Raw genomic sequence first — 11,676 nt, 5'->3', positions numbered from 1 at the left:
GCCAGTCATCCCCCGATTTCTCGGTTTCGACTGAACGAATCGCACTTGTAAGATCCGTTAACATCCGCATTGATTAATTGACCGACCGATGTTTTGTACAATCCTCTCTTAATTCGCTTGCCACTAAATGCGACATCATTAGCGCCAGACTTCCCATAAAGAGGGATTGGGTCTAAAGCTAGAAAGTTCGATTTAGAAGTATAGGATTCTTCTTGCACAATCACCTTTATCCCAACCAATTCAGCTTTGTATTCCAACATTTCAATTAATCGGGCATGAGGAACACTTACGAACTTCTGATTGGTTTGCTTCCCTAAGCTAATCTCCCTCTTCCATTGGAGGTTTTTTCCAATTACTAGCGTCCCAATCTTTCGTGCGACGAGAAGATTAATGATAAGGCGGCTGGAGGAGTGCAAGTAATTATCGACTTTTTGATTGCGACAACGAGTTAGGCGTTGAATACGGGATGATGTCTTACTACTTCCTTTTAATTGAGATTGTAGTTGCGCCTTACGCTTGTTGTAGAACTGATTGAGCGATTTCAATGGTCGCCCGTTAATCAGGAGAGGGATAAAACCCGACTGATTTGAAGTTAACGCCACTAAATTATTTAGTCCCAAATCGATACTAGCTACTGCTTCTTTTTGAATCGGTTCGACGGTGGACTCCGGTTCATTATAAATCACCTCAATTACATAGGAATCGCACTTAGGTACCAGTCTGACTTGACAAAGTTGCTCGGGATTTACCTGGGTCTTGATTAAGATATTAGTACCCGAAAGCTTGATGATTCCTTTCTTCAATTGCTTGCTACTAATCGCCTGAATCGTATAGACGAGAATATTCCGTCCTTTAACTTTATCTTTGTACTTTGGTAACTTGGGGCGACCAGTAAATTTCGTTGGCTCAATCTTGTAAGCTTTGAGAGCTTCAAAAAAAGATTTCCAATTTTTGTCCAATATCATCAAGATTTGTTGACTTACCTTGGCGGGCATTGCCTTGTAGGATGGATGAGACTTCATCGAACGGTTCATTTCGTTGTAATTGATATAACCCCATCCATAGACAAAACTCTGACGAATGACGTAGTTAGCGGCATTGTAGAGATTCTTGGATTTAAAAGCTAATTCATCAATCTCAGCGAAACGGTGTTCCGTAGATTTAATGATGTGCCTCTCTGCTAGTTGCATCCAGACTCTCCATTTTTTAACTAGCGCAACAATTTTTTATTTGACTTTCTTGACTAGACCTCTTGCAAAATAATTTTATGCTATAATCAAAGGTTTGGCTTAAGTGGAGCAGATTGCAGGTTATATCAGCACTTGACAATTATGAGTTAGCTCTGGGGTCTCAAACTCAAAACCTTTAATTGTAACATAGATTTTTTTTGCAAGAGGTCTACTATATGATACTACCCTTGTTTATTGATGCTTACAATCTTAATGAAGTTTTATGCTACGCAAATTTCCGATGATAACCGATGAATGTTTATATCGTTTCTGAGGAGGCTGCTAGGCGCTCGGGTTTTTACAGCACATGATATTCCTAGGGACACTGAATTGCCGTGTCCCTACCGGAACCTGCGACTGATGGGAATTTAGATTTTTGATTAAAGAATTGAAGAATTGCCAATGACTTATGAACATCCCAACCCCGATAGTCCTCAGTCATCTCCAATCTAAAATGGTATTACTCGCCTTCTAACTCTCGCAAACGCGCTTCTAAAGCTTGAATTCGCAACTCAGCTTCTATGCGCCTTTGTCGTTCTCGTTCTGCCATTAATTCGGCTTGTTCTGCCCGTTCCTCGGCTGCCGGCAGCAAATTCCCGGAGGCATCCCACCAGCGCAGCCAAGGCAGTTCTACGCCCTGATAAACCCCTTGCCAAATGCCTAATTCCAATCCCATTGGCTCGATTTTGTAATGTCCGCGCTCATTTTGTGGGACTAACTCGAACCTATCCTCTACCAAATGATACACTTCAACTTGTGCCTTTTTGACTTCATAAATGCCGTAAAAAGCAGGTCTAATTATCCGTTCGTAAATCCAGAATTTGCCCTCGCGAGGAGTCCTATCTCTTTCTTCACTGCCATCGCCAGAAACAAATTCAAGTACAATCCGAGGCGGCATTAATTCCTGCCACATGACATAGGAGCGACGAAGATTTCCGTCAAGAGTTGGCGGCACGTCGGGCACGTAAAACCAATCAGGTGCTTCGGCTCCTCTTTCTGGCGGTTCCGGGGGCCGGGCCACTCGCCAGTAAATACCGGAATCTTGACCGATGCAGTATTGTCCGTCGGGATGAATTTGGTCTAAAATCGGTCGGATTGATGTTGTTAACAGGATGCTTTGAGGATGTTCTTGGAAGTTTTTCACAAAAGTACCGTCGGAGTCGGGTAATTGAGTGTGGTCAGGGAAATCAGTTGCTATAATTTCTGGTTTTTCGGTGACACTCATGTTGACCTCTTGAATGTTTAAAGATTATACTTATAATTAGTGACTTAGAGATTAATCATGCTATTAGGTCATTGGAAACCTCCGATTGCTATCTAGAAAAAATTCAGAAATATGAGTAAGTACAAGTTAATTATTTTTGACTTCGACGGCACTTTGGCAATTACTCACAAAGCGATTGTATATTGCTTTACAAAAACTTTTGAAAGTTTCAATATTACCCCGCCTGCTGCTGATACTATTATAGGTACGATCGGCATCAATTTACCAAATACTTTTAAAATCCTCCATCCGGCGATCGAGGAAAGCGCAATTCCCGAATGGGTTGAAACTTACCGCTCTTATTATCGGACGGAAGGTGAAAAGCAGGTAGATTTATTTCCGGGGACAAAGCAACTATTGCAGTTGGCGCGCCAGTCTGGATTGAGCCTGGGAGTTTTCAGCAACAAACACGTTAGTTTTGTGAATTTGTTACTGCAGAAATTGAAAGTTTACAGTTTTTTTGATTTAATTTTAGGTGATAATGGAGAAATGATTATGAAGCCAAACCCGGCGGTTTTTCACTCGATTATTAAACCGCTGTTCCCGGAGTTTGAGAACAGTCAAATTTTAATGGTTGGCGATACAGCGATTGATTTGCTGTTTGCTAAAAATGCTGGGATAGATGTTTGTTGGGCGGCTTACGGATATGGCGATCGCGCTCAGTGTCTCGCCCTAGAACCGACTTTCGCGATCGACGATATTTCGGAACTTGCTGTATTTCTTCAAAATTAATGTTTTCTCGGTTTTTTTCAGAAGAGTTTGAATCATTTAACTAAAAAGTATTTAATTATTTTTTTTTAGTAGAGCCGGATGATGTATTTTTTATTTAATCAAAAAAATAAATGCCCAAACTTGTAAGCTGCCTAAACTCTGCCAAGCAAACCATACCAAAGATAGAGGGATTGCGGGAACAGCTATTATAAATTAACAAGTAGGATTCGTTTGAAGGTAGAAGGCAAAAGGCAGAAGCAAAGAGAAAAAAAACGAGGGAAGCCAGATTTTTTTAGGTAGGATTTACCGCCCAAATTCTGCTTAATAGCCTTCTAACTTCTGCCTGTGGAAAACAGGCAATTCTGTTAAAGTCTAGGGTGTGCTGCCAGTCGGGATCTACAATAAACTCTATTTATAGAAACTCATGCAGATAGATATAAGCATTCCTTCTGAAACGCTATCGCCGACTCGTACTGGCGGCACACCGAATTTAATAGAAGAAGTATTTCGGCTGTACGATCGCGCCCTGGCAGCTACCAGCAACGGCATCACGATCGCAGACGCTACCCGGCCGGACAAGCCCATAGTCTACTGCAACCCGGCTTTCGAGCGGATTACAGGCTACGATCGCAGCGAAATAATCGGGCACAACTGCCGCTTCCTGCAAGGCCCGGATACCGATGGCGCTGCAGTCGATCAAATCCGCGTGGCCCTGAAAGAACAACACGACTGCAAAGTAGTTCTGAAAAACTACCGCAAAGACGGCACCCCCTTCTGGAACGAACTTACCATCTCGCCGGTGCGCGACAGCAGCGGGCTCGTTACCCACTTCATCGGCGTCCAATCTGATATCACCGATCGCTTCCAAGCAGAAGAAGCCCTCAAACAAGCCGAGGCAAAATACCGCAGCATCTTTGAAAACGCCACCGAAGGCATATTTCAAACCGCCCCAGACGGGCGTTACCTCAGCGCCAACCCGGCACTCGCCCGAATGTACGGCTACGATTCCCCGTCAGAACTGATCGCAAAATGTTCGGCAAAAAACCTTTACGCCGATCGCACCCGCCGCGCTTCCTTCATGGCAGAAATCAGCCAAAATGCCTCCCTGAAAGAGTTTGAGTCCTGCGTCCGCCGCCAAGACGGCAGCACTACCTGGATCTCGGAAAACGTGCGCGAAGTCCGCGACGAAGCTGGCGAACTCCTTTACTACGAAGGAACCGTCGCCGAAATCGCCGATCGCAAACAAGCCGAAGCAGCCCTGCGAAATCAAGAATACTGGTTGAAAACCGCGATTAACGCCGTGCCCGACGCGATCAACCTCACAGACAGCGAGGGGCGCTGGCTGATTGCCAACGACTGCGCCCTTCAACTTTTGGGCTGGGAAACCGCAGACTACCAAGGTAAAACTACTGCCGAACTCGCTGCCGCCGCCGATCCGAGAGTCAGAGAAATCCTGCTAACTTGGCAGGAAACCGACGAAACAACCTGGCAAGCAGGCACTCTCACCTCCAGCCGCCAAATTGTCCCCTTGCCCACAGGCGGCAGCAATTTGTTTGAAGTGCGGAAAGTGCCGCTGTTCAACCCCGACGGTTCGCGCAAAGGTTTGGCAGTCGCGGGGCGGGACATCACGCAGGAAGTGGCAGCGGATGCAGCTTTGCGAGACAGCGAACAGCGGTTTCGGGCAATTTTTGAACGCGGTGCGATCGGCATGGTAGTCGCTACCCTCGAAGGTGTTGCGATCGCCACTAACCCGGCATTTCAAGCTATGCTGGGGCGATCGGAAGCCGAACTGCGGGGTATGGGCCTCGACGACTGCGCGCACCCGGAAGACACACAAGTTTCGCGCGAGTTGCGCCAACAGTTGGCCGCGGGATCCCGCGAAGCTTACCAAATCGAGAAGCGCTACCTCCGCCAAGACGGCAGCATCAGGTGGGGACGCCTCAGCGCCTCTGTCATCGACAGCAGTCAGGGAACGCCACAGTTTATTTTGCAAATGGTAGAGGATATTACCGATCGCAAACAAGCCGAGTCAGCTTTGTTCCAAAATGAGGCTAAGTGGCGATCGCTAATTCTCAACAGTTCCGACATCATTACTATTCTTTCCGCCAGCGGTCACATTGTTTACGAAAGCCCTTCTGTAGAAAGAGTTTTGGGCTACGAACCAGAGGAATTCGCCAATCTTATTGCCCTCGATTTCATCCACCCTGACGACATTCCCTCGGTGATTTCCGACGGCGAAAAACTGATGGCAAATCCAGGCGATCCCATCGCCCTAGAAGGTCGGTTCCGGCGCGCTGACGGTTCTTGGTGTTTTCTCGAAGGCGTGGGCATTAACTTGCTAGCAGACCCCACTGTGAGGGGAATTGTGATCAACTCCCGCGACATGACGGCGCGCAGGCAAGCAGAGTACCGCCTCAGCAAAATCAACGAGTGCTTTTTGGGATTCACCACCGACGCCGCTGAGAACATCCAGCGGCTGACATCCTTAGCCGGCGAGCTTTTGGGCGGAAGCAGCACTATCTACAGTCGCGTCGGTGGCGGTCTGCTGCGCGCGATCGCGACTTGGCAAGCGCCGCCGGACTACCCGCTGGTCGATCGCGCCGAGGGCCACATCTGCACCGACGTATGCAGCAAAGGAAGCGATCGGGCTGTGGCCATTCCTGACTTGCAGAACACGATCTACGCCCAAATCGATCCCGCTGTCATCCGCTACCAACTGCGAAGCTATCTGGGACAAGCAGTGCGGCTGGGCGACAATTACGTGGGTGCGCTGTGCGTCCTGTACACTGAGTCGATCGCGCCCACAGAAGCCGACTGCAAGCTGATCGGAATTATTGCCGGGGCGATCGGAGTTGAGGAAGAACGGGCCGCCGCCGCCGATCGCGACCACCAAAAATCCCAAGAACTCCAAACAGCTTTGCGCGAATTGCAGCAAACTCAAATGCAGTTAGTACAAACCGAAAAAATGTCTTCCCTCGGACAGGTGCTAGCAGGAATTGCCCACGAAATTAACAACCCAGTTGGCTTTGTGGCGGGCAACCTCTGCCACGTCCGAGGCTACGTTTTAGACTTATTAGAAATCGTGCAAGTCTATCAAGAAGAGTACCCAAATCCCCCAGCAAAACTTCAGCAACAAGCCGAAGATATAGACTTAGAATTTCTAGCAGAAGACCTGCCAAAATTGCTCAATTCGATGCAGACCGGATGCGAGCGAATTGTAGAAATTATTCAAACTCTTCGCAATTTCTCGCGGGCGGACGAAGCGAAAATCAAAACTGCCGACATTCACGAAGGTTTAGAAAGTACCTTGTTAATGTTGAACAGCCGACTGAAAGCCAAACCCAACTGGCAGGGCATTAAAGTGATTAAAGAATACGGAGAGCTGCCACAAATCAACTGTCATCCCGGACAGTTAAATCAGGTATTTATGAATGTATTGGCCAATGCGATGGACGCCTTGGAAGAAAGCAGCAGCAAAGAAAAAAACACCGCTGATTCTAGCTTTCCTACGATCGCAATTAAAACTGAAACGATTGATAACAAGAGCATTTGCATTCGGATTAAAGACAACGGCCCTGGCATTCCCGAAGATAATATGGTGCGTTTGTTTGACCCATTTTTTACCACAAAACCCGTAGGTAAAGGCACAGGTTTGGGTTTATCAATTTCGCACCAAATAGTCGTTGAAAAACACAACGGCAAATTGCAGTGCCTCTCGGAACCCGGTAAAGGTACTGAATTTATCATCGAAATTCCAATTAAGTAGAAGGAGTCAGGAAAAAGGAACAGTCCGATATCTACAAACCGGGTTGATCCAAAAAAAAACCGGTTTATTTTGGCTGCAACGTGGGTATCTTGTATGGTGCGTCACTACCATATTTTCTATTTTAATTGCAGATTGGAGGGTAGCGACGCACCCTACGGTATCTACTTATGCTGGGAATTAAAAACTAAACTGAGTCCGCAAATTGCCCACAAAAATTGTCGGGTTATTATCGAAATTATTGGCATTGCCGATCGCATAAAATGCTGGCACGATCGAAACATGGTCGGTGATAGGAAAATAATAAGTTGCCTCAATTTCGTACTGCGTGCCGCCATTCCCTCCGCCAGAAACCAGAAACCTCCGACCGCCAGTAAAGTCAAAAGGTACTAAATATGATACCGTAAGCAAAGCTCCTTCTTTGAACAAATCGGGAAAGGCAACTCCTAACTGATAAGATTGATTTTTGATCGTGCCGTCGGGTCGGTTAGTCTTGGGAAATATATTGGTTTCGGCGTAGCCGTAGCGGCCGAAAAGACCAAAGCGGCGAGCGACTAACCAATCGAAATTGAAACTATAAGTATTCGCAGTCGCATTCCCCAGGCGGCCACCAAAACCGTCATCTGCCACACCGTTTAACGGCTTGCTGTTAGGAGATCCAATTAAGCCGCCGATTTGCTGGATGTTTGAACGGCTGTACAAAAAGCGCAAATTAGTCCGGTCGCTCGGACTGAATGTTAATTCTGCTGTAGTCGTATTTGTCCCACCAAACAAGCCTTGAGACGGATTGGAAGCGGAATTAAACACGGAAGTTGGCAAAAATTCTGTACTCTCGCCCAAATAGCCAAAACGCAGTTTCAATGCGCGGGCGATATCCCACAAAACCAAAGCACCGGCACCGCGTCGGGTAGCGCTTAACAAAGGGCTGTTGTTAGAATTAAAGCTGCTCGCACCGTCTACGAAAAAGTTAAACCTATTGTTGTCAAAGTAGCGGTAGAAATTAATCCTCGGCCCGACTACTACTTGGAAGCGGTTGCTAAGCGGGAACCGATAGGAAAGTTCTCGCAGGGTAACTTCATTGGGATTCACCCCAGCAGTCTGGTCGAGAAAAGGAGTGCCGAATGTATTGAAAAAACCCGTTGAAGTATACTGGTTGGCTGGGGAATTGCCGTTACCTACCGCTAGCTGTGTAATCAATTCGTCTTTCCCTGTAAAGGAAGTAGTGAGAGTCAACCAAACTAACTGACTGAAAGTGATTTCTGGATCGTCCACTCTCTGCACAATTGGTCTGTTGGTGACAGGATCGCGTCCGGCTACTCGATCGAGCGGAGCAGCATTTCCATTTGTTGCTTCAACTCTGACTCGATCGCCCGCAAAAGCTCCAGTCAGGTTAAACCAAGCAAATCCGTTGAGTTTAGTAGTAGTTGAAAATTGGTTGGCTTCTAATTCGGCAGTGCGGGCTTCTAAAGCATCTACTCGACCGCGCAATGTAGCTAATTCTGCCGCAAATTCTTCTTGCAATCTTTGCAAAGCAAGTAAATCTTCTCGCTTGACTAAATTACCAGTAGAACCGCCAAGTTGTTTGGTAATTTGGTCTAAGCAAGCGTTTAACCCGGCGGCGAATTCATACCGAGTCATTGCCCGATTCCCTCGGAATGTGCCGTCTGGATATCCCGCAATGCAGCCGTATTTTTCTACTAGGGATTGCAAGGCTTGAAAAGCCCAATCTGTCGGCCGCACGTCGGAGAGTTGGGAAACAGAAGTGACTTGTGCTGCGTCTTCTTGTATGCTGAGGTCATCAGCGGTGCCCGTCTCGCTGCTGATGTCGGCAACTTTGCCGGCTTCAGCAACGTTTTGAGACTGAGGAGAGTTTGCAATTTCTAACTTCTGTGGAGGCAATTCGCTAATTGCCTCCGTTATTTCTGGGGTTGTTGTTGGACGATCGACTGTTGCTGCATCTTGTTTGGGTAAAGCACGATCGACTATTGCTGCATCTGTGTCGGGTAAAGCGCGATTCACCCATGCTGCATCTGTGTCGGGTAAAACGGGATTCACCCATGCTGTATCTGTGTCGGGTAAAGCGCGATTCACCCATGCTGCATCTGTGTCGGGTAAAGCGCGATCGACTGCGGAGTTAGTCTCTGTGGTAATCGCCGCTAACTGCGGTATCTCAATCTTACCTGCTGCCTGCGCTGCGTCTGGGGTAGCCGTAGGGACGGCACTCGCTTCTAGCGCAACTTCTGGAGTTGAGGTATCCTGAATTTGAGCTGTTGCTGCGATCGGCGCCAAAGGCACTGCTGCACCAGAAATCAAGAAAGACAGCCAAAAAGCTTTAACGGAGGTTGCATTATTCACCATAAAACTCACACCACTTGTTGAAAATTTAATTTTGCCAATCTTAAACGATAAGTTTGCTTATAAATGTGTTTTGTTTAACAAATTCTTATAAATAGTTAAAAGAATTTTAGGAAGCCCTCGATTCCAGATCACTGATGACTACTGACTAATTCCCAAAATGAAGTTTTTATTAGTTACAGATTTAGACAACACGCTAGTCGGAGATGACGCAGCAACTCAAGTTTTCAACCAGCGCTTGCAATCACAGCGATCGCAAATTTGTTTGGTTTACGCTACCGGGCGTTCTCATGCTTCAACTTGCGAATTAATTGCCCAAAAGCACCTGCTAGCACCAGACTATTTGATCGCAGGTGTAGGCAGCGAAATTTACCAAGACGGAATCCTCGACTTAGATTGGGCAGAGTATCTTTCTCAAGACTGGGATAAAATGGCGATCGCCTCTTTAGCTCAGCAGTTTTCCCAGCTTAAACCCCAATCCCTAAAAGAACAAAATCCTTGGAAAATCAGTTATAGTCTGGAGCCAGCAGCAGAAAATAGCTCGACTGTCCAGGCTTTGCAGCAAAAGTTAACTGAATCGGGACTGCCAGCTCAAATCATTTTTAGCAGCAATCGCGATGTGGATATTTTACCGCAAACTAGCAATAAAGGCAATGCCCTTACTTATTTACAAAAGCGCCTACAAATTCCATCTGAAGCAACATTAGTTTGCGGTGATTCTGGCAACGATATCAGTATGTTTGAACAAGATGTTCGGGGAGTAATCGTCGCTAACGCTATGTCCGAACTCTTGGCATGGCATCGCGAATGCGGCACTAAACATCATTATTTAGCTGGTTCTGCTTGCGCTTGGGGAATCATGGAAGGAATGGCATATTTTTGGGAATTTTGATTGCTTAAAATCCGTTTTGTAGTGATGACTAAAGCCCTCATAAAAATCAAAGAACTGAAGTCCTCCCTATAAACGCACCCTAAGCACCCCAAGTCCTCCAAACCGTTAAAATCTGTTCAGGAATCTCAACCGCGTATCGATCGAACCTGCGAGTTGCGATACTATCAGCGTGTACTGCTTTATACAACATAGTGGAACTGAACTTTAGCTAAACAGACGGGAATCCCCACACGCTTGTCGCTTCGATTAGTGTGGGATGAAAGGCGCGGTGAGGAGAGGATTCCACCCGTCAACCAATTCAAAACAATGTTTTGAGCGGTGGGCGGGTGGATGACGAGACGAACAAATTATTTTATTCGACTTTTTTCAACACACCTTTTTAAACATTTCTGTCGCCAGTTGAGATTTGGCAATAAAAATTAACACTCTTAGGTAGAAACCTCGCTGATTGTATGAATAAAATATTCACTCATGAACTTGACATCAAGTAACGCATTCAACTATATTAACAGTAATTGATAAGTAGCGACTGCAATCAAACATTCACCGCTTCATGAAAACTTCTTACCAGTATCGATTACGTCCAACAAAATTACAAGCCATTGAGATTGACAGATGCTTGTCAATGTTATGTGCACAGTACAACTATTTGTTGGCAGATCGATTCAACTGGTACGAACAAAACCGTTGTTCCGTCAATGCGTGTCCGCTAGTTTGCTACTTACCGGAACTGCGAGACAATCCAGATTACTACACCCAGAAAAAAACATTACCTCAACTCAAGAAAACTCATCCTTGGTATGCCGAGATTTATTCTCAAGTCCTCCAAGATGCAGTTAAGCGAGTTAAGGTAACGTTTGATCGTTTTTTAAAAGGTGATGTCAGTGGAAAGCGTAGCGTGCGATTCGTTGGCTAGAAACTCAAGTCCGATAAGGGTTTGAGAGGATTAGCCGCATAATATCAGTCTATCTTATTGACTGAAACATATGACAACTGAGTGAACCATGAGGGTGAGAATCCCTCCCCTGTAGATGCCAGGTGAAAGCACACAGAACATGGATAAAAACCATGTCCCCTACGGTAGAGACTAGCCATCAATCCGTAAAGCGGGGGTGAAAGCCTTTCAACACTTCCAGTCCAGGATAGTGAGGGGCAAGCAAAGAATCCATGAGTAAAGCATTACGCCTGAATCCACGACTGAACCATCATTATTCCGAACCAGCAAAAAGGACTGATTAGCTGGAACCAAAAGGTAAAGGATAAGAGGTTGGCGTTTACTACGGCGACCAACAGCATCTCGATATAAACCTGGTGGACAGTGGAACTCTAAAGATTCATAGTATGGACACTTGGAACGAAATAACCCCCTCATAAGCTCTCTTCGAGCAGGGTGGATTAATTGTCAGGGGGGAATGTAGAATAGAAGAGGTAATCAAGTCTGCCCTGTCCGGGTAGACTATCC

Annotated in this window: 7 protein-coding genes; 4 read left to right on the top strand and 3 right to left on the bottom strand. The window is 46.2% G+C overall.

Going from position 1 to position 11,676, the window contains the following annotated elements:
- Positions 1–5: 5 nt before the first annotated feature.
- Both QUA58_RS29665 and QUA58_RS29660 read right to left on the bottom strand, forming a co-directional pair.
- Positions 6–1,190 carry a transposase gene (locus QUA58_RS29665; RefSeq protein ID WP_333397680.1) on the bottom strand — a complete coding sequence of 395 codons (1,185 nt, stop codon included), beginning with the start codon at positions 1,188–1,190 and terminating at the stop codon, positions 6–8.
- Between the two features lie 499 nt (positions 1,191–1,689).
- Positions 1,690–2,454, bottom strand: a complete 765-nt coding sequence (locus tag QUA58_RS29660; RefSeq protein ID WP_333256992.1) for a Uma2 family endonuclease — start codon at positions 2,452–2,454, stop codon at positions 1,690–1,692.
- A gap of 111 nt (positions 2,455–2,565) precedes the next feature.
- On the opposite strand from QUA58_RS29660, the gene QUA58_RS29655 reads away from it, so the two are divergent.
- Together QUA58_RS29655 and QUA58_RS29650 are read left to right on the top strand one after the other, a co-directional pair.
- A complete protein-coding gene (locus QUA58_RS29655) occupies positions 2,566–3,225 on the top strand; it encodes an HAD family hydrolase (protein WP_333256989.1) in 660 nt (219 codons plus the stop codon).
- Between the two features lie 403 nt (positions 3,226–3,628).
- Complete coding sequence (locus QUA58_RS29650; protein WP_333397679.1) at positions 3,629–6,970, top strand: PAS domain S-box protein; 3,342 nt, start codon at positions 3,629–3,631, stop codon at positions 6,968–6,970.
- A gap of 177 nt (positions 6,971–7,147) precedes the next feature.
- On the opposite strand, the gene QUA58_RS29645 is transcribed toward QUA58_RS29650, so the two are convergent.
- Positions 7,148–9,325 (bottom strand): iron uptake porin, encoded by a 2,178-nt coding sequence (locus QUA58_RS29645; protein ID WP_333397678.1) that lies wholly within the window; start codon positions 9,323–9,325, stop codon positions 7,148–7,150.
- 157 nt (positions 9,326–9,482) lie between these two features.
- Between QUA58_RS29645 and QUA58_RS29640 the strand changes: the two genes are divergently transcribed.
- The gene (locus tag QUA58_RS29640) at positions 9,483–10,214 is read left to right on the top strand and encodes a sucrose-phosphate phosphatase (RefSeq protein WP_333397676.1); all 732 of its coding nucleotides are present in this window, start codon (positions 9,483–9,485) and stop codon (positions 10,212–10,214) included.
- Positions 10,215–10,767: 553 nt separating this feature from the next.
- Positions 10,768–11,130, top strand: coding sequence for a helix-turn-helix domain-containing protein (locus QUA58_RS29635; RefSeq protein WP_445301915.1), 363 nt, complete (start codon positions 10,768–10,770; stop codon positions 11,128–11,130).
- The last annotated feature ends 546 nt before the right edge of the window (positions 11,131–11,676 follow it).

The organism is Microcoleus sp. N9_A1, assembly GCF_036701795.1.
GTDB lineage: Bacteria > Cyanobacteriota > Cyanobacteriia > Cyanobacteriales > Microcoleaceae > Microcoleus.
Note: the sequence above shows the minus strand (reverse complement) of the source record. Positions and strands in the feature narration are given on the sequence as shown.

What these genes read in the sequence shown, in the direction of transcription:
- QUA58_RS29665 (WP_333397680.1), bottom strand. Translation starts at nt 1,190, where the DNA reads ATGCAACTAGCAGAGAGGCACATCATTAAATCTACGGAACACCGTTTC.
- QUA58_RS29660 (WP_333256992.1), bottom strand. Translation starts at nt 2,454, where the DNA reads ATGAGTGTCACCGAAAAACCAGAAATTATAGCAACTGATTTCCCTGAC.
- QUA58_RS29655 (WP_333256989.1), top strand. Translation starts at nt 2,566, where the DNA reads ATGAGTAAGTACAAGTTAATTATTTTTGACTTCGACGGCACTTTGGCA.
- QUA58_RS29650 (WP_333397679.1), top strand. Translation starts at nt 3,629, where the DNA reads ATGCAGATAGATATAAGCATTCCTTCTGAAACGCTATCGCCGACTCGT.
- QUA58_RS29645 (WP_333397678.1), bottom strand. Translation starts at nt 9,325, where the DNA reads ATGGTGAATAATGCAACCTCCGTTAAAGCTTTTTGGCTGTCTTTCTTG.
- QUA58_RS29640 (WP_333397676.1), top strand. Translation starts at nt 9,483, where the DNA reads ATGAAGTTTTTATTAGTTACAGATTTAGACAACACGCTAGTCGGAGAT.
- QUA58_RS29635 (WP_445301915.1), top strand. Translation starts at nt 10,768, where the DNA reads ATGAAAACTTCTTACCAGTATCGATTACGTCCAACAAAATTACAAGCC.